Origin of the sequence: Psychroflexus tropicus DSM 15496 (assembly GCF_000378765.1) — a bacterium.
In the GTDB taxonomy this organism is placed as follows: Bacteria; Bacteroidota; Bacteroidia; order Flavobacteriales; family Flavobacteriaceae; genus Psychroflexus; species Psychroflexus tropicus.
Map to the genome: position 1 here is coordinate 219,028 of NZ_KB905342.1, position 24,801 is coordinate 243,828.

17 protein-coding genes are annotated in these 24,801 nt (G+C 38.1%); 1 reads left to right on the plus strand and 16 read right to left on the minus strand.

The window, feature by feature from the left end:
* Positions 1 to 11: 11 nt before the first annotated feature.
* From F598_RS0100905 to F598_RS0100970, 14 genes are all read right to left on the minus strand, one after another.
* Complete coding sequence (locus F598_RS0100905) at positions 12 to 764, minus strand: tetratricopeptide repeat protein (RefSeq protein WP_245539733.1); 753 nt, start codon at positions 762 to 764, stop codon at positions 12 to 14.
* Positions 761 to 2,521, minus strand: a complete 1,761-nt coding sequence (locus F598_RS0100910) for a BatD family protein (protein WP_026302431.1) — start codon at positions 2,519 to 2,521, stop codon at positions 761 to 763. The genes F598_RS0100905 and F598_RS0100910 overlap by 4 nt, the downstream gene beginning before the upstream one ends.
* A gap of 1 nt (position 2,522) precedes the next feature.
* Positions 2,523 to 3,392, minus strand: coding sequence for a tetratricopeptide repeat protein (locus tag F598_RS0100915; RefSeq protein ID WP_157594924.1), 870 nt, complete (start codon positions 3,390 to 3,392; stop codon positions 2,523 to 2,525).
* Positions 3,367 to 4,416 (minus strand): VWA domain-containing protein, encoded by a 1,050-nt coding sequence (locus F598_RS0100920; protein ID WP_019037128.1) that lies wholly within the window; start codon positions 4,414 to 4,416, stop codon positions 3,367 to 3,369. The genes F598_RS0100915 and F598_RS0100920 overlap by 26 nt, the downstream gene beginning before the upstream one ends.
* Positions 4,417 to 5,415 carry a vWA domain-containing protein gene (locus F598_RS0100925; protein ID WP_019037129.1) on the minus strand — a complete coding sequence of 333 codons (999 nt, stop codon included), beginning with the start codon at positions 5,413 to 5,415 and terminating at the stop codon, positions 4,417 to 4,419.
* On the minus strand, positions 5,415 to 7,055 hold the full coding sequence (locus tag F598_RS0100930; RefSeq protein WP_019037130.1) for a hypothetical protein: 1,641 nt from the start codon (positions 7,053 to 7,055) through the stop codon (positions 5,415 to 5,417). The genes F598_RS0100925 and F598_RS0100930 overlap by 1 nt, the downstream gene beginning before the upstream one ends.
* 9 nt (positions 7,056 to 7,064) lie before the next feature.
* Positions 7,065 to 7,928, minus strand: coding sequence for a DUF58 domain-containing protein (locus F598_RS0100935; protein WP_019037131.1), 864 nt, complete (start codon positions 7,926 to 7,928; stop codon positions 7,065 to 7,067).
* Between the two features lie 94 nt (positions 7,929 to 8,022).
* On the minus strand, positions 8,023 to 9,027 hold the full coding sequence (locus tag F598_RS0100940; RefSeq protein WP_019037132.1) for an AAA family ATPase: 1,005 nt from the start codon (positions 9,025 to 9,027) through the stop codon (positions 8,023 to 8,025).
* Positions 9,028 to 9,181: 154 nt separating this feature from the next.
* Positions 9,182 to 10,390, minus strand: a complete 1,209-nt coding sequence (locus F598_RS0100945; RefSeq protein ID WP_019037133.1) for a murein hydrolase activator EnvC family protein — start codon at positions 10,388 to 10,390, stop codon at positions 9,182 to 9,184.
* Complete coding sequence (gene lolB1, locus F598_RS0100950; RefSeq protein ID WP_019037134.1) at positions 10,390 to 11,160, minus strand: lipoprotein insertase outer membrane protein LolB1; 771 nt, start codon at positions 11,158 to 11,160, stop codon at positions 10,390 to 10,392. Before lolB1 ends, F598_RS0100945 begins: the two co-directional genes overlap by 1 nt.
* Positions 11,160 to 12,464 (minus strand): tetratricopeptide repeat protein, encoded by a 1,305-nt coding sequence (locus F598_RS0100955; RefSeq protein ID WP_245539734.1) that lies wholly within the window; start codon positions 12,462 to 12,464, stop codon positions 11,160 to 11,162. The genes lolB1 and F598_RS0100955 overlap by 1 nt, the downstream gene beginning before the upstream one ends.
* A 62-nt stretch (positions 12,465 to 12,526) precedes the next feature.
* Positions 12,527 to 13,540, minus strand: a complete 1,014-nt coding sequence (locus F598_RS0100960; protein WP_026302433.1) for a sugar phosphate nucleotidyltransferase — start codon at positions 13,538 to 13,540, stop codon at positions 12,527 to 12,529.
* Positions 13,541 to 13,553: 13 nt separating this feature from the next.
* The gene (dut, locus tag F598_RS0100965; RefSeq protein WP_019037137.1) at positions 13,554 to 13,985 is read right to left on the minus strand and encodes a dUTP diphosphatase; all 432 of its coding nucleotides are present in this window, start codon (positions 13,983 to 13,985) and stop codon (positions 13,554 to 13,556) included.
* Between the two features lie 3 nt (positions 13,986 to 13,988).
* Positions 13,989 to 15,443 (minus strand): lipopolysaccharide biosynthesis protein, encoded by a 1,455-nt coding sequence (locus tag F598_RS0100970; protein WP_026302434.1) that lies wholly within the window; start codon positions 15,441 to 15,443, stop codon positions 13,989 to 13,991.
* Between the two features lie 390 nt (positions 15,444 to 15,833).
* On the opposite strand from F598_RS0100970, the gene F598_RS0100975 reads away from it, so the two are divergent.
* A complete protein-coding gene (locus F598_RS0100975) occupies positions 15,834 to 20,324 on the plus strand; it encodes an AAA family ATPase (RefSeq protein ID WP_019037139.1) in 4,491 nt (1,496 codons plus the stop codon).
* A 125-nt stretch (positions 20,325 to 20,449) separates the two neighbouring features.
* Here the strand turns inward: F598_RS0100975 and F598_RS0100980 are convergent, their stop codons facing one another.
* Positions 20,450 to 21,871 carry a DUF5689 domain-containing protein gene (locus F598_RS0100980; protein WP_019037140.1) on the minus strand — a complete coding sequence of 474 codons (1,422 nt, stop codon included), beginning with the start codon at positions 21,869 to 21,871 and terminating at the stop codon, positions 20,450 to 20,452.
* Between the two features lie 12 nt (positions 21,872 to 21,883).
* Complete coding sequence (locus tag F598_RS0100985) at positions 21,884 to 24,757, minus strand: TonB-dependent receptor (protein WP_026302435.1); 2,874 nt, start codon at positions 24,755 to 24,757, stop codon at positions 21,884 to 21,886.
* Between the last annotated feature and the right edge of the window lie 44 nt (positions 24,758 to 24,801).

Consider the following 24,801-nt stretch of genomic DNA (forward strand, 5'->3'; position numbering starts at 1 on the left):
TAATCAGGATCCTATAATTTTTTAAAAGCAGATGTTTTTACCCAGCCTTCAGATCCATCTGAAAGCTCTATTTCTGTGTAATCTCTAAACGTAGATCCTAAACTGACTTTTGTTCCTTTATTGAGTTCGAAATTGACATCACTTCTTGGATTAGGTTCCACAAGAACTGGAAGTTGATTTTCGAAGATAATCGCGTAGTTTTGATCTTGTTGCAACTGATTCTGAAACTTTGCAAACATAAAACTAGCAAGACTTAATACAAGAAATACGATAGAAAACGAAAACTGTCGGCGCTTCCCCCTTACAGTGCTGGATCTGAAATACATGACTATGAAAATTCCAAATAGCACTGAGAAAAAGATACTTAACCAGGCCCAGGACTTTAGTTGCATAACATGAGTAATTGTATGTACTAGGCTTTTCAGATTAGATTCTGGGGCATCTTTAACCTTATCGATAGTTTGGGTGTTCGCTATAGCAAGATTTTCTTTTATATCTGGATCTGAGGGATTGTATTGCAGTGCTTTTTCATAATGGTAAATGGCATTTGCCAAATCATTGACTTTCATGTAAGCGTTGCCAAGATTGAAATACAATTCTGAAGATACCAAGCCTTTCTCTAAAATAGAATTATAGAGTTTTATAGACTGCTCAAAATCATCATCTGCGTAGGCCGAATTGGCTTGCTCAAATACATCTCCTTCCTGAGAAGTTCCCATGAAACTGAGTAACAGAACAAAAGTATAAATTAATAATTTCATCATTTTACCTCTTTATCAATTTCAGAAATCACTTTAGCTGCCCTTTGATAATCTTTTTGCATATCTGCTGTAACTGTCGGCGTGTACCTTGCAAATTCACAACTTTTTAGAATCTCCAGGAACTCCGAAATGGTTTCACTAGAAACTCCTTTAGACATTAGTAATTCTCTTATCTTATCCTTCTGCATGTCCAGGGTTTGAATTTTAAGCCTTGCCTTCATATAGTTGTGTAGAGCACGTTCTAGGGATTCATAAAACATTTTGGAATCTCCAATGTTTTTCTTGGCTTCAGACAGGTAACGTTTGGCCAGTTTATTTGCTCTCTTAAGTTGAATTTGTGTCTGATCTGTCTCTCTGCTTTTCACCTTTCCAAAAATCAACATGAAAGGAATGCTCAAGAATGGTAGAAAAAATAAAGTCCAGTACACAGGGGATTGAAAAAACCGAGACTGATCTTTTGGTTTTAAATCGGTATTCAATTTGATATAATTGAAGTTATTTTTTGAAGAAATAACATTGCGATTTGCATCATCCCTATCTGATGACGCTACCTGGCTTTCTGCTGGCCGTTCTGGATCCGAATTCACTTTAATGGCTATAGGTTCAGATTTAAGGGTTTCGTAAGTTTCCGTTCTAGGGTTGAAGTAAGTAAAGGTATTGGGCTGAACTACATAGTCACCTTTAAATTCTGGAATGACCGTATAAGTCTCAGACAAGCTACCTCGCATTCCTAAGCTGGATGTCCTCACGTTTTCTTTGCGCTCTGGCTCGTAGACTTCGAAAGATGAAGGCGTCTGGATCTTAGGAAGATTGAAAAGTTTTAGATTTCCACGACCCTTTACTTCAGTTGTTAATTCTAAAGAGGTTTGAGCGTCCAGTTCATTTTTATTAGTCTTAACTTTAAATTCAAATTCCCCTACAGCCCCAGAAAAATCATCTGGCTTTCCAGCTATAGGTAGAGGTTTAACGTCTATAGTTCTCGTTTTGGCAGAATAATTTTTTTCTACGATGTCATACAAACGTCTACCAAAGAAATCACGTTTATCCGTAGGGACTTCTACTGAAACAGATATAGATAAAGGTTCAATCTTTAGTTCGCCTGTTTTTTGAGGGTAAAGCACGGTTTTGCGTAACTCTACATAACGGTAAGGTTGACCTCCAAACTCTCCTTCTTTAAGTTCCAGTCTTTCAATATCAATATTTTGACTCCAGAAGCCCTCAAATTTGGGATCGTCTAATGGCCTCCAGTTTCTAATATTAACTGTTGGGCTCAAAAACAACTTATACACCACATAAATCCCTTCGTTTACGTAAGGATTGGATTTGCTCACTTCGGCTACCAAATGAATACCACTACCTGCTTCTGCTACTGCTCTAGACTGGTTGGGCTGATCTACAGCAGCAGTGACTTCAATTTCTATAGGTGATGTTTTATACACCTGCCCTTCTACTGTAATCTCGGCCTGACCAATAGTGATTTTACCTCGTTTTTCAGGTTGAAAAAAATAAGTGTAAGATTTTTGAAAGGAGCTTTTACCATTTATATATTGTTCTGAGAAAGATTGACTTGGCCCACCTATCAAACTCAGACCATTGAAAGAAGGTGGTCTAAAGTTATCACCATTGGCATCCACTTTAAATTGTACTTTTAGCCGTTCATTGATTCCTAGTTTAGATCGGCTGGCTTCTGCGGTAAACGACACTTGAGCCAATGAGGATAAGCCGCAAAGAAAAACCAATAAAAAAATAAGCTTTCTCATTTTACCAGTCTTTTCCTGTTTTAGATTTTTGACCTTTTGCTTTTTGAGCATTTAGTTTTTCCTGAACATCTTTTTCCTGATTCTCAATCGCTTCTAGCAAACGCTTAATCTGCTCTGGAGAGATCTGTCCTTTTTTATTTTTAGGTTGCTGAGGTTGTTGTTTTTCTTGATCGCCTCCATCACCTTCCTGTTCTTTCTCCTGCTGATCTTTATTTCCCTGCTCATCTTTTTGATCGTCTTCATTTTCATTTTGATCTCCATTATCATCTTCCTGGTCCTTATTTTTATCGTCTTTCTCCTTATCCTCATTCTCTCCCTCCTCTTTGTTATTTTTACTTTCATCTTCTTTCTCGTCCTTGTTTTTGTCCTTATTATCATCCCCATCTTTACTATCGTCGTTCTTTTCCTTTTCTAACTTAGACTTAGCATAAGCAAGGTTATAACGGGTTTCCTCATCTGTTGGATTATTTCTTAAGGCATCTTTATAGGCATTCACTGCCATTTGATACTGTTCTTCTTCCATTAAAATATTACCGAGGTTATGGTAACTTTTGTGCTTTAAGGATTTATCCTCTGTACTCTCTATAGATTCTACAAGACGCAATCTCGCCGATTCTAACTCATTGTTTTTGATGTACAAGTTTCCAAAATTATAGCTGATGTCAGAATTATTCTGATCTATAGCTTTAGCTTCTCTGATCTTAGCTTCGGAAGAAGCAAAATCGAGTTCTGGAGACTCAGCTTCAGCTAGGAGAGCCTTTGCCTTTTTAGGGGCATCAGTGATGTTTTGTGCGGCAACTTGAACCGCTACGAACATCAAAACAACAATCAAAACGTAGTTTTTTCTAATCTTCATCTTTCTTTCGCTCATTAAATAAATTCAATCGTCTTACCCAAGCCGTTTTTCTTTCTAGTAACAACACATCTACCAATACCAAAAATATACCAAAACCTAAAAACCACTGATATTTACTCTTAAAATCTGCAAATTGTTTAGCCTCAAATTCTGTTTTTTCAATTTTTTGTAGCTCGTTTAGCACTTGTTCCACAGCATCAGAAGTGTTACTACCGTCAATATAAGCACCATTTCCAATTTCAGAAATCTCAGTCAGGGTTTTAGCGTCTTTTTTGGTGATAACAGTTTCTCCGGCATCATTTTTCAAATAAGACTGTATTCTGCCGTTGGTTTTTATAGGTATAGGATCTCCTCGTTCTGTTCCTACCCCAATGGTAAATATTCTAATCCCTTCATCAGCTGCCTGCTCAGCCATGGCTTCAGCATTTCCATCGTGGTCCTCACCTTCAGATAGAATAATCAACACTTTATTGGTTTGGTCACTATCGTTATAGTAAGATTTAGCCAAATCAATAGCCTGAGAGATCGCCGTTCCTTGGCTGGAGACCATATCGGTGTTCATACTCTGCAAAAAAGTTTTTGTGGTAGAGTAATCTGTAGTAATTGGCACTTGAGGAAATGCACTACCAGCATAACCTACTAATCCAATTCGATCTGAGGTGAGATTATTGATGATTTCAGTTATGATTCGTTTTGATTTCTCTAAACGATTGGGGGCAATATCCTCTGCCAACATACTTTTAGAAACATCCAACGCAAAGACGATGTCTACACCTTCACGCTTTACCGTTTCCATCTTGGTTCCCAATTTAGGATTGACCAGAGCCATTACGAAACAAGCAAACGCAAGAGCCAAAATTATGAACTTCAAATTAGATTTGAAGGTAGATTGATCTGGGGCTAACTTTTTGAAAAGACGACGTTCCGCAAATTTCTGTTGGGTTTTTCTCTTCCAAAACACATAAATCAAGAACAAGACCAGCAATACTGGCAGTACCAGAAATCCCCAAAAATAAACCTGTTCTTCTATTATAAACATCTATACAAAGCTTCTAAAAAGTGTGTATTTAAGTAAAAATTCTACGAATAATAATCCTGCAGCTATCAAGAGAAAAAGTCGATACTTTTCTCCATAGTTATAGAATTTGAACTCCTCAATTTCTGTTTTTTCCAAAGCATCAATTTCTTCATAAATCGATTGAAATTTCTCGTTATCGGTTGCTCTAAAATATTTTCCTCCATTACTTTGAGCGATAGTCTTGAGCAAATCTTCATCTATTTTAACTTCGGTGTTTCTGTACTGAAACTGTCCATTGGGCTTTATCCCCACAGGCGATAACGCCATGCCATTACTTCCTACACCAATCGTATAGGTTTTAATATCGTATTCTGTTGCTAACTGTGTTGCCGTTGCCGGGTCTATAAATCCAGCATTGTTTTCTCCATCTGTTAATAGAATGATGACTTTGCTTTCTGCTTTGCTGTTTTTCAGCTTATTCACAGAAGTGGCCAGTCCCATGCCAATAGCTGTTCCTCCCTGTATATCCTGAGTGTACTGAAGATCATTAATTGCATTGATGATTATGGATTTATCGCTGGTAAGAGGTGTTTTTGTATAACTTTCTCCGGCATAAATCACCAACCCAATTCTATCGTTTGGTCTTCCCACCACAAAATCATTAGCGACCTCCTTCAAAGCTTCTAGTCGGTTAGGTTGTAAGTCTCTGGCGAGCATACTTGCAGAAATATCAACCGCCATAATTATATCTATCCCTTCGGTTTTTTTCACTTTTGTGGTGACATCTACGGTTCTGGGTCTTGCCATAGCAATAATTAAGAACACTAAGGCCAACATTTTTAAGATGAATAATAAAGGTCTAAGTTGTGCTAAAGGGCTTTTGGTGAAGCCTTTTGTACTCGATATTTTTAAAGTTGCCGTTTGCTTTCCTCTTTTATTCCAATACCAAAAAATAGCTAATGGAATGGCGAGCAACAGCCAAAACCAACTTGGATTTTCGAAAGTAAAGTTTTCAAACATCATTGCCCCGCCTTTTTAAATTCAACAGCGTTTATGATTCGGTTGGTGATTTTCTCACCGTACTCATCGTCACGATCATGGAAAATAACAATTTGCTGAAATCCACCTCTACCAAAATTTAAAATCTGGTATTCCTTTTTGATATCCTCCTTGGTTAAAGGATTTTCAATAGAAAAGCTTCCAAAAACTTTAGTGCCTTTTACTCCTCCAATAGTTTCAACCTCTTCTGTTTTGGTTATAATATTGTAAGCTCCTTTACTTTCGAGGTTGCTGTAAATTCCCTCTACAACAGCGTCTAAATTAACCTCTTGTTCTTCTTTAAACCGAACTAGATTCAAGGTCACATACATACTTTGGTATAAGGTTCCAAAACTGTAGGTTTCTTTATCAGCTACATTTTCTGAAATACTTTCTTCAAGCTTAAATTCTCCTCGAACAAGAACCTCTGGGGTAGTCATCCCTACTGGTGGGAAGCCGTATTCACTGGTAATCCAGTCTCCTTCTAATAACTCTTTGGAAGGATTGCCAACGATATTATCCTTCACATACTGAAAGCCTTTAGTAGCCACTACAGCTGTACCAATCACTGCTACTAATATTACGCCGAGTATAATCCCGACAGCCCATTTTTGTTTCTTCCTCTTTTTAGTGAGGGCTTCTTGAAAGGCTTTGTCTTTTCTTTTTTCTTCCTCTGTAATTTGAGGAATAGCACTTTGAACGTGTTTCAGGAAGTTCTCTACCTGCTTTCTGTCAGATTTTAGAGTGATTAGATCTGGTTTTCTATTTGCGAATTTGGCTAAATCTGCACGTTTCAAAACCTTGTCGTATTCTTGAATGACTTCCTCTTTAAGCGAGAGGCTTTTGTGTTCTTTTTTAAATTTAAGCTCAGCTATCAATTCATTAGAGGTATATTCTAGAGCTCTTACGTCTATTTTTTCCTCTAAATACTTTCTGGTAATATAAGTTAGCTGAGAAATATACTCCTTAAAATCTCGGTTATCTAAAGCCTCTGACTTATCAAGTTCCTTCAAAGAGATTATAGCCTGTTCATAAGGTGGAATTCTTTTTTTGGCTTCGTCGCTTTTTTTCTTCAATTTGAAGAATAATAAAGAAGCTGCAGCTATTAGAACCAATGCCAACAGAGACCACCAGAACCAGGATCCAAGGGAAAAAGGCTTATCTACCCCTATAGAAGGTTTGATAGGATATAGCTTTTGGTTGACTGTGTCTAAAATAACATCGTTCACCCTAACCCTAAGCGTATCTGTATAAAAAGCTTTGTCATTAATTTTTACCAACTGCGGCGTAACAGTGTAAGCTCCAGAATCAAATTGTGTAAGTTTATAGAGCTTGGTGAGAGTAAAAGATTTGGTCTGTGGGTTGAGTGTATCAATTTTATACTCCTCTACCATTTCTAAGGGAATAAAAGTCTGATCTTTTGGGAACGTCACAAGATCAGTATCTGAGACTTCTTCCACTTTGATGACATAATCAATCTGCTCGCCTATTTTAATCGTGTCCCTGTCTACTTCAAAACTTACTTGTTGGGCATATCCACAGCCAATGCCTACGAACATCATCAGGAACACATAGGTTTTTGATGATAGTTTAGGTATACAGCTAAGTAGTTTTCTTATCATTCTAATCAGTTATCTAGATTTAAAATACCCTAGTAATTTAACCACGTAATTTTCATCAACTCGAGTGCTTAACATCCCAGAACCACTCAATTTGAAAGCTCTTTGAAAATAGTCTACTCTTTCTCTGTAATACTTTGTATAGTTATTCCTTGTAGATCGGCTGGAAGTATTCACCCACATCGATTTTCCGGTTTCTGCGTCTTTCATCTGCACCATACCTAGATTGGGTAACTTTTCTTCACGTTCATCATAAATCCTAATCCCCGTCACATCATGCTTTTGCCCTAAAATCTTCAAAGTATGTTCGTAATCGTCGGTTAAAAAATCAGACATCACAAAAACAATTGCTTTTTTCTTCATCATATCGATGAGGTATCTAAACGCTTTAGACAAATTGGTGGTTTTATTGGAAGGCTGAAACTCAATAAGCTCTCTAATAATTCTTAGTACATGCATCCTACCTTTTTTAGGAGGAATGTATAGTTCTATTTGATCTGAAAACAGCATCAAACCAATTTTGTCATTATTCTTGGTTGCTGAGAAAGCCAGCGTTGCTGCAATTTCGGTGATGATATCCTTTTTGAAGGTTTCTCTGGTTCCGAAAGCAGTAGATTCTGATATATCCACAAGAAGCATCATAGTGAGCTCCCGCTCTTCTTCAAACACTTTTACAAAAGGTTCATTATAACGGGCAGTTACGTTCCAATCTATCGACCTTACATCATCCCCGAATTGATAGGCTCTTACTTCACTAAAAGTCATCCCTCGACCTTTAAAAGTAGAATGGTATTCTCCACCAAAAACGTGATCGCTCAAACGTCTCGTTTTGATTTCGATTTTTCTTACTTTCTTTAAAAGTGATTTGGTATCCATAGTGTGCAAAAACTTCTTATTCGATTTGAAACTAAATCGTAAAGCAACGTGTCTTAAATGATAAAATAATTTCAGTGAATAATTGATTCAAATCCTAAGGCACTTCTACTTCATTGATGATTTTGCTAATGAGATCTTCAGATTTAATATTTTCTGCTTCAGCCTCGTAAGTAATTCCAATTCTGTGCCTCAATACATCATAGACTACAGCTCTCACATCTTCTGGGATCACATAGCCTCTCCTTTTGATGAACGCATAGCACTTAGCTGCAATAGCTAAATTGATACTACCTCTAGGTGAAGCTCCAAAACTAATGAGCGGCTTGATATCAGCAAGCTTATATTTCTCTGGATAACGCGTCGCAAAGATGATATCCAAAATATATTTTTCTATTTTCTCATCCATGTAGACTTCTCTTACAGCACTTTGAGCCCTCAGTATTTGATCTGTAGTTACTACTGGATTAACTTTTCCAAAACTGCTATTAAGGTTGGATCTCATCACTAACTGTTCATCCTCGAGGTTAGGATAGTCGATAACGGTTTTCAACATAAATCTATCGACCTGTGCTTCTGGTAGTGGATAAGTTCCCTCCTGCTCCACCGGGTTTTGTGTTGCCATCACCAGAAAAGGTTTGTCGAGCATAAAGGTTTCATCACCAATGGTAACTTGCTTCTCCTGCATGGCTTCCAGTAAGGCAGACTGAACTTTGGCTGGAGCCCTGTTGATCTCATCGGTCAACACAAAATTGGCGAATATTGGGCCTTTTTTAATATTGAAAGAATTCTCTTTCATATTGTAGATCATTGTTCCCACAACGTCTGCTGGCAATAAATCTGGTGTAAATTGGATTCTACTAAAACTGCCATGTACAGCTTTGGAAAGGGTATTAATGGCTAAGGTTTTAGCCAAACCTGGAACTCCTTCTAGTAAAATATGACCCTGACCAAGTAAACCAATCAATAAACGTTCTACCATGTGCTTTTGCCCTACGATGACTTTATTCATCTCATTCATGAGTAGGTCTACAAAGGCACTTTCTTTTTCTATTTTCTCATTGATGGAGGCAATGTCCACATTGGCTTGATCTTGTTCCATGGAAATATTCTTATAGCGTTATAACCTATTCTTATAATAGAATGCAAAATGAAAATTAAATCTATTTTCTGTTGTTAAGGCTTGGTTAAAAATCAGGGAATTACGACAAGCTTATGACTTCTGTCTAATTTTTTAACCAATTTCTAAAATCAATCTACATTTTATAAATCCACCGCTCCGGATTAAGTTTAGTCGTGTTTTTAAATAGTTGAAAAATCAATGTGGTTTTTCCAGAAGAGGAATTGATTCCTACCTCTCCAATTTCCTCGCCTCTAGATACTTTATCACCAGCTTTCACAAAAACCTTTTGTAAATTATTATAAATCGACAAATAGTTTCCGTGTCTAATCATAACTACAATATTAGCTCCTGGGATTTTACTGACTTGGCTAACTTCTCCTTCAAAAATAGCTCTTGCCTTTCCATTTTTTTCGGTGTCTATACGCACCCCATTACTCATCACCTTTATGGTTTTTACAATTGGGTGAGGCCGCTCTCCAAAACGCATCGAGACCACGCCAGACCTCACGGGCCAGGGAAGTTTTCCTTTATTTTGAGCAAAATCTGCTGCCAAGGCCTCTGCTTCTGGTGTCAGTTTAAAGGTAGTCTTTTCATTAGAACCAGCCTTCTTATTTTCTCTCGCTATAGCTTCTCGAATTAAGCGATCAATTTCACGATCGATTCTACTGGCTTCCTTCTGTTTTTGTTTCAGCTCTTTAGCATACTTTTGCTTTTCTTTATTGATACTTGCAAGCAGTTGCTCCAGGTTATTCCTATCCCCGACGAGATTGGCCTTAGTTTTGCGATTTTGAGCCAAAATCTTCTCCTGATCTCTCCTCTGCTCAAACAAAGTCGAATTGAGTTCCTGTAGGGTTTTGGTTTGCAACATCACTTCTTCACCCTGCTGTTTTCGATATTGAGCAAATTGTTTCATGTACTGAATGCGCTTATAAGCCTGTAGGAAAGATTCTGAAGAAAATAGAAACATAATTCTGCTTTTACTGGACTTGCTTCTATAGGATTTTTGAATCATCTTCTCATAATCTGCTTTTAATTTTTCCAGCTCAGTCCTTAGGCGATCTATTTTATTAGCATTGGAATTGATCTCTCTGGTGAGAAGATTGGCTTCCTGATTATTCACCTGGATCAATCGCTCGGTAGCTTGTATTCGTTTTTGAAGGTCTTCATATTCACCTAAAGCCGATTGCCCTTTGGACTCCGTGTTTTTAATGATGCTGTTGATCTCGTCTATTTCCTGCTGAATTTCCTGGCGTTTAGCTTCCAGTTCTTTTCTAGTTTGAGCCACAGCAACGACATTAAAACTTAGTAAAACGATAAAAGTTATGTACTGAAGACGCTTCATTAAAATCCTAAAAGTTCATAATTATCTGGAATAGAGAACGGGAAGTCCAGTTCTTCATTGAAAACCACAGATCGGTACTCGATATCAATCAGAACCACTTCATTATCTTTTTTGGCAGTAAGCTTAATAGAGGATGGGAATTTTTGACGATCCACAGACTGGTATCTGTCATATTCAATGGTTAAGCTTTCATTATTTTGATTTCTTAAAGATTGAGATTTCACCTGAAATTGCTTTTCGTCTATAATTGCTGAATAAGCTAAGATAGATTTTATATTTTGAAGAAACACATAGGTGTTGTTATCATACAACATTCCGTTCTTCTTTAAGGCATACATAGGTTGACCAATAAGAAGATTTTGAAGGTTTTCGAAATCAACCTTTACACCTAGAAATTCTTCTGCCATGGCATAGTCTCCATCAAAATAAGTTCTGTTGATTTTTTCATAATACTGAAACCGATCTGGAGTGATATATACTTTAGCTACGGGCAGAAGCCCCATGACTTTGGCACTCATCCAAATCGCTTTATCTTTTTCTATTCTATAGGTGATATTAATGGACTGCGAGTCATCTTCTGATTTGTAGCCAGCTTTCATTTTTCCACTAACCGTATTAAAATCTGCAAGGCTGTTTTCTAGATTTTTCAACACAATGCGAGCTGATTTCGCTTTGGTATCTGCATTAGCTCCAGTTTTGGTTGACTTGCAGCCAGACAGGATCATTAACACTCCTAAAATCACTCCTAAAGTCTTCAATCTTATCTTCATCAATTCGATTTTTGTTTAAGTTTTTGGTCGTAAGCAGCAGCTTTTTCGACATTTCCTAAAACCTGGTGAGTTTTTGCCAAGGCCAAAAATACATTTCGTTCTAAATCCTCATCAAATATATAATCCAAAGCTTCTTCAAGCACAGATACTGCTTCTTTATGCTGTTTAAGTTCTATCAATGCTAGACCTTTAATCACATAAAAGTAGCCTTGTGCAGGGAAACTCTGCAAGGCCTTGGAACTAGTTACCACGGCATCTTCATAATTCCCAAGTTCCATCTCCAGCTGAAGTATATTTTGAATTAACTTAAAGTCGTTGGGTTTGTTACGTAAAGCAGATTTAAAATTTTTTAGAGCTTTTTCTTTGTCTCTGGACTTGTAAAACTCTCCTAGCTCTGCTTTACTCGACGAGCTCTTTTCTGAAGACAGCGCCGAGTCCAGAACACTTACAAAATCATCCTGAACTTCTGGATGATTCATCGCAAAAGCTTTGTAAGTATTGATGACCTTGAGTTTATCCTTCTCTTCAAGGGTGAGGCTTTGTACAACTTTCTTACTATAAATTTTTGCTTTATCGCTATTTTGAGAAACAAGATAGGCCATGGCCATTTCCACATAAAGCTCAGGATCATTCACTTGATTTTCTTCTAAAATTTCCCCTATTTCAATTGCCTTTTTAGGAGAGTTATCTAATCGATAAAGTTCCATCAATGAAGTTGCTGCTCTTGTATCTTCTATTGAATTCTGAAATCGGTTTTTAAAAAATTTAATTCCAGTTTTCAACATGGAACCTTCTTTATAAATGATCATTCTGAAATCATCTCTAAATTCATCAATGCCTTCTACTGCATCATAGCGGTCCAGGGCTACTAAAGCTTCCTTATAGTTATCTTTAAGCAAATGTAAATTGGCAAGCTCCTGGAAATAAACAGGATTCTCCTCAGCTATAAACTCTGCTTTTTCAATAGCGTCCTCATAGCGTTTTTGCATGTTATACACATAAAACACCTGCTTATGAATATTGATATTATTCTTATACCTAGGATTCTCCAGAGTCTTTAAAAGAAATTCTTCAGCTTTTGAATAATTCTTTAAATCAATGTGGTTTTTAGCCAATTCATAAAACACTGCTGTGTTGTTGGGTTTCAACTCAAGACAACGTTCGAGTTCTTCAATAGCCTGGTCTGGATTTTCTACGGCTCGCTGTGCAATCGCTTTAAAGAATACCTCCTGAAACTCATCTGTATTGTTTCCAAGATTATCTACATTGACATCTTCGGAAAGGTTGTTTTTGTCCTGAGCCAAACTGGTAAGGCTGATCAAAAGGAAATAAACAATAAAAAGACGTAAGCGATGACACATGTTATTTATTCTAAAACGGAGTAATCTCCAATACTTATAGAAGTGAAATTTCCATCGAACCTAGCAAAATTGCCAATCATGGCTTTATCCAGCTTGGCATTTTTGACTTCAGCGTGTTCTTGTATCAGAGAGTTTTTAATAGTACTATTATCGATAACCGTGCCATCTCCTATAGAGACATTAGGGCCGACTTTTGCATTTTTCAGAAACACATTATCACCTATAAAACAAGGCTCAATAATCTCAGAATCTGTAATTTTTACAGAATCTGAGGTGAGTTTCTCCTTGCCCTCCTTATGAATGAAGTTAAGCATCCTAGAATTGGTGTCTACCGTAACGTGTTTGTTGCCACAATCCATCCACTCGTCGACCTGTCCAGGCTTAAAAACCGCTCCATTCTCTCGCATCTTCTTAATCCCGTCATTGATTTGGTACTCTCCACCATGCATGATGTTTTCTTCAATGACTTTTTCCAGCTGAGTTTTTAGTTGTGCTACCTCTTTAAAATAGTAAATACCGATCACTGCCAAATCAGATACGAAATCCTTAGATTTCTCAACCAGTTCGGTAATGTGACCCTCTTCGTTAAGATTTACCACACCAAAAGCTTCAGGGTTATCCACCTTTTTCACCCACATCACTGCATCGGCTTCTTTGTCCAGCTTGAAATCAGCTTTAAACAAGGTATCCGCATAAGCAATCACCGCAGGTCCTTGTAAAGACTCTTTAGCACACATGATGGCATGCCCGGTTCCTAGTGGTTTATCCTGATAATAAATTGTAGACTTGGCATCCAGACCAGCAGCTACCTCGTTTAGCTTAGCTTCAATCTCAGCGCCAAAATCCTCAGAAATGATAAAGGCAATTTCATCAATTTTTTCCTCCAACACATCAGCGATGCCTTCTACCAGACGTTGAACGATTGGTTTTCCTGCAATAGGAATTAGAGGTTTGGGGATGGTAAGTGTATGTGGTCTTAATCTTGAGCCTCTTCCGGCCATGGGTACTATAATCTTCATAAGTTGTTTTTTATTAGTGTCCTGTACTTCCGAATCCACCTTCTCCTCTGTCGGTTTCAGAAAGAGATTCTACAAGTTGAAAATCAGCTTGCTCGTGCTTTGCAAACACGAGTTGAGCGATGCGGTCGCCAGGTTGTATTGTAAATTTTTCTTTAGATAAATTGATTAAAATCACACCCACCTCGCCTCTGTAATCAGCATCAATGGTGCCAGGTGAATTCAGCACAGTAATCCCCTTTTTGAGGGCCAAACCACTTCTAGGTCTCACCTGCGCTTCAACGCCTTTAGGAAGTTCCAGAAATAACCCGGTTTTGACCAGGCAACGCTCCATGCTCTCAAGATGAACTGCAACATCTATATGTGCTTTTAAATCGACGCCTGCAGATGATGAAGTTTCGTACTTCGGTAAGTCGAATGAGGAGCGGTTAATGATATTCACTTTCATAATTTAATCACTTTTGATAAGTCTGTACAATTCTTTTTTTTCATTCATAAAAACACCACCACAATAAACGAGCAGGAGCGCTATACCTATAACGTAGTTTTCTCTAAAATAGTAGAACGAAATTAGAGAAAATAGAATGGAAACTGAGAGGTAAATTAGGATTTTACCATATTTATAGGGAATCGCATAATGCTTTTGGCCTATAAAATACGAGAGGAGCATCATGCTTCCGTAGGCGGTAAGTGTAGCTATTGCCGAACCTACATAACCGATTATCGGAATCAACCAGATATTAATTACAATGGTGAAAACGGCTCCAATAGATGAAATATAGGCTCCATAGTGAGTCTTATCTGTGACTTTGTACCATACGGACAGGTTATGATAAATGCCTAGAAATAAATTGGCCAGTAGAATGATGGGAACAATTTTCATCGCCTCCCAGTAACTTTCATTAGTAATCAAAAGCATTTTGAACAGATCCGCAAATACAATGACGAAAAGCAAAATCACAGTTCCCACAATGACGAAGTATTTGGTGATCATCGCGTAGGCCGATTTAGGATTTTTACTTGAGGCATGGCTAAAAAAGAAAGGTTCTATTCCCAGCCTGAAGGCTGTTGCAAACAAAGTCATAAACATTCCTAACTTATAACAGGCTGAATAAATCCCAATTTTCTCTTTAGCGATGGCTTCGGGTAACATTCGCTCTAGAAACAAACGGTCCACCACCTCATTGATGGAAAAAGCAACCCCTGCCACAAGAACAGGAAGGGCGTATTTCATCATGGATTTCCAAAGATTCCAATCAAATTGAAATTGAATTCGAGAATAAAATGGGAGAAGCAATAAAAGGGTTAGCCCGCTAGCAACAATGAGTGAAATGAAAATGTAGCTCACTTCAAAATTGGGAATGTAGATAGAATTCATTAAAGCACTGCTCTCAGCAAGGTCCTTCAAATACAACAAGAAAAATACATTAAGACCTAAATTAACAGCTACGTTGATGGTCTTAATCACAGCAAATCTTATAGGTTTTGAATTGGCTCTGAGCCAGGCAAACGGAATAATAGCCAAAGCATCTAAAGCAAGAATCCAAATAATTAACTTTAGGTTTTGTGAGTCGATTCTGGTAAAGCTCTGAAGTTCTGTAAAGGCTAAGTACGCCAATAGGACAAATCCCGCAGTGGTCGCGAGTATAGACCAGGTGGAGGTAGAGACCACCTGTGATTTGTCTTTTTCTTTGTTGTAAAATCTAAAAAAAGCAGTCTCCATCCCATAAGCCAGGATCACATTAAAAATGACGAAATACGAAAAAATGATCGAGTAATCTCCAAAGGATGTGTTTTCTAAAACACCAGTGTACAGCGGCACCAAAATCACCGAAAGCATCCTGGGAATGACTGTAGCTACACCGTAAATAAACGTGTTTTGAAAAAGTTTTTTGTAGATACTCACAGATTGAAATTGATTTTTCAAATGTAGTAAAATATGAAATCAAAAAAGGGAACGGGTTCTTCTCTTCATTTCTAACAAAAAACGCTACACTAACCTGTTTAAAAAATATGAATCCCTGCTCCTAAAATAGATTTGACTTTGGTTCTAAAAGTTAAGTTTAAACCAACGCATATCTTTATTTAATTGAGCTTTATTAATCTTCTTATCTTACGGTTTCAAATTCTAAAACTGTGGTATAAAAGAATAAAAGACTTAGAAATTAAACACTGATCAACCATTTTATAAAGTGTTCAGACCTCACAGGTCTTTGATACCTGTGAGGTCTTGTAAGTCAATTTCATTTGACAGTTATTTTTTTATTAGCATTCAAAACAGAAAGTATCATATTTAATGAAGATCAAAAACGCCCATCAAAATAACCTTAAGAACATTGATTTAGAAATCCCAGAACATCAGCTCATTGTGTTGACTGGCTTATCTGGATCTGGGAAATCGTCTCTGGCTATGAATGTGATTGCCAATGAAGGCTACCGGTATTTCCTGGAAAGTTTACCAGCTTACAATCAGCAAAACGGGCAAGCCATTCCCACGGCAGAGGTCGATGAGATTCAGGATCTTCCGCCAGTGATCAAAGTGGAGCAATCCAAACGCTTTCAATCCATTAATACCACTTTTGGAACGCTTTCTGAATTAACCTCCGTCTTCAGGATTCTGTTTGCTCGCTATGCCGGAGAAACTCCTATGAGTAAGTCGCTTTTTTCTTTCAATCATCCCAAAGGTGCCTGTAAGGTTTGCCGTGGTATTGGAGAAGCCGAATACATCGACTTGGACAAAGTTATAGGCGATGAATCTAAAACGTTGAGGGAGGGAGCTATCACCACCACTCTGCTCAATGGCTATATCGTGTATTCTCAAATCACCGTAGAAGAGTTGAATAAAGTCTGCAAAGCTCACGGATTTGATGTAGATATCCCTTGGAAAGACCTTTCGGACGAACAAAAAGAGGTTGTCTTAAACGGCAGCAATCGCATTAAAGTATTCTATGGAAAGCACGGTCTGGAATCCCGGTTAAGATGGTCTGGTATTAAAGCTAAACCTAGAGAAGAAGGTTATTATAAAGGCATGCTCCCCATCATGCAGAATATACTAAGAGTAGATAGAAATCCAAACATTTTAAAATTCGCAAGCTCTAGAGTATGTCCAAGCTGTAAAGGTGGACGGATCAAAGCAGAGCATCTAAAATATAAGTGGAAAGGCTTCAACTTCAAGGCCTGGATGGATCTATCCTTGAACGAATTATATGATCGATTGAAGGCTTTGAAACTCTCCAAAGGAGAATCTCATTTAGTTGATAAAATTCAGATTCAACTACTGGACCTGATTCACCTGGGAATGGGCGACTATCAGCTGAGCACACCTAGTCTAGACATCTCCTCAGGAGATGGACAGCGCATCAAACTCATCAACCAGGTGAATTCCAGATTACAAGGGATTTTATATGTATTTGATGAACCCTCTATCGGTCTTTCAGCAGATTATCAAAACTATCTGATCCACATTCTTAAACGACTTATACACAGAGGAAATACTGTGATGGTCGTCGAACATGACTTGGATTTTATTCAAGCAGCCGATTGGATTGTAGAGCTTGGTCCTGAAGCAGGAGTACATGGTGGAGAAGTCATCTTTAATGGAACCAAGGAACAATTTCTTAAGGAAAAAGACCTCAACAGCCCGACCTTATCTGCTTTGGAGTCTTTCAGCAATGGGCCGAAAAGAAAGGCTAAAAAAATAGATTCTGGAAAATTTCAGCCTCAGCCAAATTCACTATCAGTCATTAGCCGAAAAACACCAGAGCTTGTAAAACGTATCACTGAATTCTGTGAAGATAAGGCTTTAAATCTCCTAAAAGTAACAGATCAGCCCATTGGTAAAACTCCTCGGAGTAATCCAGCGACCTATACTGGCTTAGCAGATAAAATAAGGGACCTTTTGGCAAAAACCGCAGAAGCTAAATCCCTGAAGCTTACCAAAAGTGCTTTCTCATTCAATAATAAAAAAGGACGTTGTCCCACTTGTGAAGGTGCAGGAGTGATTACTCTGTCAATGAGTGCGATGGGAACCATCAATCAGGTGTGTCCCGTCTGCAACGGAAAGCGATTTAAACCTGAGGTGCTTGCCGTTCATTACAATAAAAAAAATATTGCTGATATTTATAATCTCAGTATCGAAGAGGCCTACAGCTTTTTTAAGGGAGAAAAAAAGATCACAGACATTCTGTCTTTGATGCTACAATTGGGTTTAGGCTACATCAAACTAGGTCAGCCTTCCAATACATTATCTGGAGGGGAAGCGCAGCGTATAAAACTCACCAAACACTTTGCAAAAAAATCAACACAAACGTTGCTGGTGTTGGAAGAACCCAGCATTGGGCTTCATTATCAAAATGTGACTCAATTGCTGAAGGCTTTACATCAGCTGAAACTGCAAACTGCTGGTATTCTTTGTTTTGAAAACCATCATCTTTTTCAAAAAGACTGCGATGTCTGGGTAGACAATGCTTTAGATGTAAAACCTATCCAACTAAAATCAGAACAACCTCAGCAACGAGAGTTTATTAGTATTAAAGGAGCGCGAACTCATTCTTTAAAAGGTATAGATGTCAGTTTCCCTAAGCATCAGCTTTCAGTAATTAAGGGAGTTTCTGGTTCAGGAAAATCTTCTCTGGCTATAGACACCCTTCATGGTTATGGCCTCCAGGAAATGACTAAACAATTCTCAGCTTACCAGCAGTCCAGGGTTGGGGTCAATTTTCAGTTTGAAGTAGATCATATTGAAGGACTTACACCAAGTATTTGTATAACCCGTAAACAAAAAAGTCAGGCTCAGCGCTCAGATATAGCTAAACAAACAGGCATAGATAAACTCTTGCGTTTTGCTTTTTCCAGAAAAGCCCAGTATAAAGGTGAAGAATTATCTGCCAGTCACTTTTCAAATGCTCATGAATTAGGAAAATGTGAAGTTTGCGAAGGGCTTGGACAGGAATTACTTCCAGACCTTAACAAACTTGTTCTAGATGAAAATAAAAGTATAGCCACAGGATTGTTTGCCCATAATAAAGCCATAGGTTATTATGGAGATCCTGCAGGACAGCATATGGCAATTTTAAAACGTGTCGGTACTGAGTATGGATTTGATCTGAAGACTCCTTTTAAAGCGCTTACAGCTCAACAAAAGCAAGTCTTGCTGTATGGTACAGGAGAAAAGGTCTGGGAAGCGGACTGGGTGTATCAAACTAAAACACGTCAGGGAACTCAGGCACTATCCATGACCTGGGATGGTCTCTTCAGCTATTTGCAAGAGGAATATCTGAAAACAAGGAAAAACAAAAATATCAGTCAGTTGACGGCTTTGTTTTCTTATCGTGAATGCACTCATTGTCATGCCAGTGGATTGAAGCCTGAACGCTTAAACATTAAGATTGCAGGGAAATCGATAGACACCATAAAGTCAATGAATTTCAGTACCCTAGAAACATGGTTATCCCAGCATACTACTGAAAAAACAATCGATGGGAAATTACTTGGCAAAATGGAAACACACCTTATCAACACCATTACCAGGGCAAAGGAACTTCATATCAATCACTTACAGCTCAACCGAAAATCTTCTACGCTTTCGGGTGGTGAAAATCAGCGCATCGCGCTCATTAAGCAATTAAATAGCCCTTTAAAAGGGATCACCTATATTTTGGACGAACCCTCAGCAGGCTTATCTCAAGGAAATATCCCCGACCTCATTCAGATATTAAGAGAGCTGATTGATAAAGGAAATACGGTAATCGTCATTGAACATGACAAATCCATCATTCAGGCAGCAAATCATATTTTACAAATTGGCCCTAAAGCAGGACAATTCGGCGGTTATATAACATACCAGGGAGACCTTGAAGGCCTACTCCAACATAAACAGATTCACCCTTTCCTGAAGGCCCCCAAAAAGACCATACGGCTTAAGCCTGGCAAAGCTCATGTCGACATAAAAAACCTTTGCCGGCATAGTTTGGTTAAGGATAACCTTAGCTTACCTATTGGTGGAATTACGGCCTTAACCGGGAAGTCTGGCGTGGGAAAAACAACTTTAGTCAAAGACATTCTGATTCCTAGTATAAAGGCCAATCAACCGGTGAATTGCTCGGCTATAGATTTTCCTAAAACCTATGATGGAGCACATTATTTTGAACCCAAACGACTAAGAACCTACGCTAGTACTTTGGTAGTAGATTACCTGAATATTCTCAACCTCATCACGAAAGTTTTTGCCAGTGAAACCCCTTTAAAAGCAAAGGACTTTTCGTACAAAACCAAAAAGAGTCAGTGTCCAAATTGTAAAGGAAAGGGGTTTGTGGAAATGAGTCTGGATATTACAGCTAACTCCATTGAAACCTGTGAAGTATGCCAGGGCCAGCGTTATCAGGAACATATTTTGAATCATAGCGTAAAGTCTAAGCACATCGCTGAAGTACTAGCCATGAGCCTAACGGAATTGAAAGACTGGTTAGCTGGATTTAAGATACCTGATAAAGCTTTAAGACTGATGGAAAACTTGGAAGATATTGGGCTAGAACATTTAAGATTAGACCAAACCGTGCAATCCTTATCTTCAGGAGAAAAACAAAGACTACTCCTCTTAAACTGGCTTGAAAATGCACCAAAACATGAGCTTTTTGTATTAGATGAACCTAGTACTGGTTTGCATTATGCTGATATTGACTTGCTTTATTCAATTTTAAAAAAGCTTAGTATTGATAATGATATTTTAGTGATCGAGCATAATCCATACTTACTGGAGAAGATTGGAGTAGGCTTGGTTTTAGAATAAATATCCTTAGTATTCTTGTTTTATTTGGTTCATCGAGCGTTGATAAACAAAAAGCTTAGGTTTTGGCCTAAGCTTTTTAATTTATAAGTTTTGAGAATGGAGGTTTATGCTAATTCAAAATGTTTTTATTCAACGTTGATAAAAATATCATCTAGTTCATAGGTACCGTCTTCATTTGGATCTCCACTTCCTGTATATTTAAAAGCAATATGACCGTTGGCCTCAAAACAAGACATGTCCACCAATCCAGAACTGATCCAATCTGCAAAAAATACACCGTCTGAAACAATTGTAGCATCTTCAATCTCACCCCAGTCCGCAGTAGTGATGCCTTCTTCGGTACCATCCCAGTTGGTAGAATAAAGAACCTGTAAGGTACTATCATCGGAAAAGCTATTGGAGGTTTTGAACTCTAAGGTAATTTTTGAATTGCCCTCCACTGGTATTTCAGGAGAAATTAACCAGGAAACTGTACTGTCATCACCAGAATTAAAAGACCCAACTCTAGCCGAAACACCAAGTGATTGATTAGTCCCATTGTCGACAAATGCCTCCCAGGCTTCAGAACCCGCTTCAATATAATTGGTCCAACCTGTTAAAGCTAAAGGAGAGTTGATATTTTGATCCTCAAAATCAACATTGATAAACTCATTTGTAGCCGAAGTTGAGGCTAAACCACATGAAAACACTACGGGGTCGCAACGCTCTCCTGTCATATCCACATCTTCTGGTGAATTGATGTAAAACGTGAAGAACTCTCCAAAGAAGTCTCTACTTACAATTCCCTTCAAAGATCCACTTCCTGCTGGCAGGCTTATACCTTTGAAATCTGCAAATGTACTCGTACTAAATATCAGTTCTCTTTCACTTAAACAACTTTGTAGGAGGCGTTCTCCATCAAACTGATCGCCTACTTCTGAAGCATAGGTTACAGCTGAATCTTCATTAAAATAAATGTTCGCAAACTGAACATCAGTCAGTTCTACGTAAGTATTTACATCTGAAAACTGTAAATCTGAAAGCGATTTTTGAACAGGTATAATATCAGCAACTAAGGTATCTCTAAGAATAGTTTCATCTACAAATGCCTCAGGTATTCTTTCAATATCCTCCCCACTTGCTATGCCTAGTCTAGGTTCATTCCCCTCTCTTTGACCAACGGCTAAGCCATCTAATCTGATGTAAACTTTTCTTCCAAAATCAAATTTTGTAAAGAGTGGATTGACATCGACTTGAACTGCAATTCCATAAGTTGGGTTTTCAGGCCTATCCTGAATAATTAGTTCTCTAAAAAAATTACCAGATTCATCGTTGGAAACGACGTATGCTTCCACTACATTGTCTGTCCCTTCAAAAGTGAAAGGACCGCCTTCATTTTGGTCTATAATGCCTTCCAAAATATCTAAACTCACAATCGTCCCTTCAATCTCAGGGGGAGTTTGAGTAAAATCTGGAGTATCAAAATCATCATCTTCCACGCAGGATACAGATGTTAAAAACACTCCCAAAAGAAATAGGAATAATAAATTTTGAGTTAAAGGTTTCATCGTATTCATGTTTTAAAATCTTATATAGGCACTTAAATAATAGGTTGTTCCAAATCCGAAGAAATAGCGGTTTCCGAACAAGGGCCCGTATTCCCTGTTCAGATCCTCACCTCGGGTTCTATAATTACTGGTACGCGATTGTTCAAAGCCACCACTTTTAAATTCTTGATCCAGCACATTATTAATCACGGCAAAAAAGCCGACAAAATAATCATCGATTTTCCAGGATTTACCGCCGATGACATTGACCAGCATATAATCATCGAATTGCTCTTGTTGCAGGATATCTCTGGCTATGCTTTCGTCGTAATCATTGTATACTATACCATCGGTATCCAGTGCAAAATTATCTGACCTTAACAGACCACTCGGACTGATGAACGCATGTGAAAAGTGATTGGCAGTCACTCCTACATTCCAATATTTAGGATCTCTGTATTCAAAACCTAATTGAAAAACACGTTCGGGTCCTCCTGGAACTCTCAGGTTTTTTAGCTCTGTTTTCCCATCGCCAAACCTTAGTTGTAGTTCTGGAAAGTTTTGACTGGTAAGATAAATATCTGGATTACTATTGTAGATATAGTGTCCAAAAGATCCAGCAGCTTTCAATTTTAATGTAGGAAGGACCTGAGCTTCTACTCCAAATTCAACACCATAATGCAGTCGATCTATACCAGTCATCACTTCCTGTACGAAGGCATTGTTTTGATTATTGGCAGAAGGCAAGCCAGTAAGCTCTTCTGTGTAATAAAACCCAACATTGGTTTCGTCTTGAAAACCAGTATAAAATCCTGTAACTCGCCCACTAATTATAGGAGATTTATAGATGTAGCTTAAGTCTGCGGATTGTATTTGAACTTCTGTAATACCTTCAACAATATCACCATTTTGTCTAGCATTGCTATAGGAGTTTTGAATAGTCGGCGCGTTTTGAAAATAGGCTGCATTTAAGGTAAACACATGACGTCCAGATAATCTGTAGGTCGCTCCCGTTTTTAGGGCGTATGTTGTAAAATCTAATTCTTCTCCCGGGCCAAAGGAGCGTTCTCCAGGAAAAAACCCGTTTTCATAAAGACCAGTTCTCTGATATGACGTCTTTCCAAAGCTCAATCCCGTATAGAGATCAATGCTTTTATATTGAAATTGAGATTGTACAAAGGCATCATAGACTTCTGCGTCTACTTTGTAATTGTATTTATAACGTTCTCCTTCCTGAACCGTGCGATTTGGATTTCGACGATCGGATTGGGCAAGTTCTGAACCTAAGCCAGAAATCAATGTACTTTCTTCTGCAAAAAAATCAACATCCAGATAGCGCTCTCCACCTAATAAGTCTTCCATTTGTGCAAAATTTTCACTTTCCAGCTTCCTGTAATTCAGTCTTCCGTTAATGGTGATATTATCTGCTAGCTTATAATCTAATATTGAGTTAATCATAAGTTGCTTGTCTTCGACACGATCAGACTGTAGAGCGTAGGTAGAATTCCCGCCTCGATTTTGATTTAAGAAATTAGCAAAATAGACTTCTTCCCATGGAAATTGGCCGTCTCTTTGAAATTCTCTCTGCGCTAAAAAGGCATTTTGAAAATCCAGGGGACCTGGGTTAGGATCTCTTAAAGAATAGCTTGGAAGATTTTGATAATAAATTGGGGAAGGGTTTCTAGCGCCACCAAGGTAAGCCTGATCGCCTGTATTGGGATCTATGAATAAACGTGTTCCACCATTATCAACTCTGGTAGTGGAGAAAAACCCAAACTGATAACCCAAATTGGTATTAATTGAAAGTTTATCGGACAGTTTCCAATAATGATTCAGTATAAAAACCGGTTCTTCTGTCTTCCTAATCCTGGAATTACGCTGTTCCCCATTGAGTAGACCCCAATTTGGATTGTACTCAATGCCTTTGAGGTCTACAGCTTCCTGAGTTACCGCAGTTCCCATTCCTCTTCGGTTGGGTGCATAAAATCCTGTAAAATTGAGGCTATGCTTCTCATTGATCTGGTTCTCTACAGATAATGAAAAGGAATTCGCATCGTAGAGGGTACCTTCTCTAAATCCTTCTTCTCCAAATCGTCTGGAAATTAAAACAGAATACGACCAACCACCATTCAAAAGTCCAGAATTATAGCTTCCCATGACCCTTCCCTGATAGCTTCTATTAGAACTGGCGTAAGACACTCGACCACCTTTTCGCATTTTGGAAGCCCTCATGATGATGTTAGAAACTCCTGCAACATCACCAATAGTATAGTCATTGGCTTCCGTACTTTTTGAAAAAATACGGTTGCGCTGAACGTCATTCATACCGCCCCAGTTGGCCCAATTCGGTCTTCCAGAGAATTGCTTGTTCAATTCCAATCCGTTAATAAGGACCTTCCCATTGGCATTGTCTAAACCTCTGGGATTAAAAAAAGCTGCACTAAAATCAAAGGCTGCAGCACGTAAATAAGTATCTTGAGATGAAGCTAACAACCCTGAGATATTAAAGGAAGATGCATCATCGCCATCTAGCTCATCTTCTGATAATGAAATCGTTCCAATTTGACGATTTTCTTCGCTGATATCTACCTCCAGAAACAGGTCTCCAAGATTAAGCTCTTGGCCTTCCTCTATGATAATAGGAAAACGTTTATCTTCATAGTTGGATCTGGTAACACCGAGCACTTGTTCGCCTAATGGTAAATCTAAACCAGAAAAGGTGAATCTACCGTTTTCGTCTGTTCTCACTTCTAAACCTGAACCCTCAATACTTATGACAGTACCTGGTAGCGGTTCTTCGGTATTAAAATCCAGAATTACACCTACTACATTTGCGTCTTGGGCATTACTACTCATGCTAAAAACCGAAAACACAAGTGAAAAAAGGAGATAATAAATCCTATGCATATCGTTTATATTATCTTAATGTTAACATAATTAAGTTAATGAAT

Bases quoted from the DNA above. Each gene is read 5' to 3' on its own strand.
- F598_RS0100905 (WP_245539733.1), bottom strand. From the start codon at position 764: ATGATGAAATTATTAATTTATACTTTTGTTCTGTTACTCAGTTTCATG.
- F598_RS0100910 (WP_026302431.1), bottom strand. From the start codon at position 2,521: ATGAGAAAGCTTATTTTTTTATTGGTTTTTCTTTGCGGCTTATCCTCA.
- F598_RS0100915 (WP_157594924.1), bottom strand. From the start codon at position 3,392: ATGAGCGAAAGAAAGATGAAGATTAGAAAAAACTACGTTTTGATTGTT.
- F598_RS0100920 (WP_019037128.1), bottom strand. From the start codon at position 4,416: ATGTTTATAATAGAAGAACAGGTTTATTTTTGGGGATTTCTGGTACTG.
- F598_RS0100925 (WP_019037129.1), bottom strand. From the start codon at position 5,415: ATGTTTGAAAACTTTACTTTCGAAAATCCAAGTTGGTTTTGGCTGTTG.
- F598_RS0100930 (WP_019037130.1), bottom strand. From the start codon at position 7,055: ATGATAAGAAAACTACTTAGCTGTATACCTAAACTATCATCAAAAACC.
- F598_RS0100935 (WP_019037131.1), bottom strand. From the start codon at position 7,928: ATGGATACCAAATCACTTTTAAAGAAAGTAAGAAAAATCGAAATCAAA.
- F598_RS0100940 (WP_019037132.1), bottom strand. From the start codon at position 9,027: ATGGAACAAGATCAAGCCAATGTGGACATTGCCTCCATCAATGAGAAA.
- F598_RS0100945 (WP_019037133.1), bottom strand. From the start codon at position 10,390: ATGAAGCGTCTTCAGTACATAACTTTTATCGTTTTACTAAGTTTTAAT.
- lolB1 (WP_019037134.1), bottom strand. From the start codon at position 11,160: ATGAAGATAAGATTGAAGACTTTAGGAGTGATTTTAGGAGTGTTAATG.
- F598_RS0100960 (WP_026302433.1), bottom strand. From the start codon at position 13,540: ATGAAGATTATAGTACCCATGGCCGGAAGAGGCTCAAGATTAAGACCA.
- dut (WP_019037137.1), bottom strand. From the start codon at position 13,985: ATGAAAGTGAATATCATTAACCGCTCCTCATTCGACTTACCGAAGTAC.
- F598_RS0100975 (WP_019037139.1), top strand. From the start codon at position 15,834: ATGAAGATCAAAAACGCCCATCAAAATAACCTTAAGAACATTGATTTA.
- F598_RS0100980 (WP_019037140.1), bottom strand. From the start codon at position 21,871: ATGAAACCTTTAACTCAAAATTTATTATTCCTATTTCTTTTGGGAGTG.
- F598_RS0100985 (WP_026302435.1), bottom strand. From the start codon at position 24,757: ATGCATAGGATTTATTATCTCCTTTTTTCACTTGTGTTTTCGGTTTTT.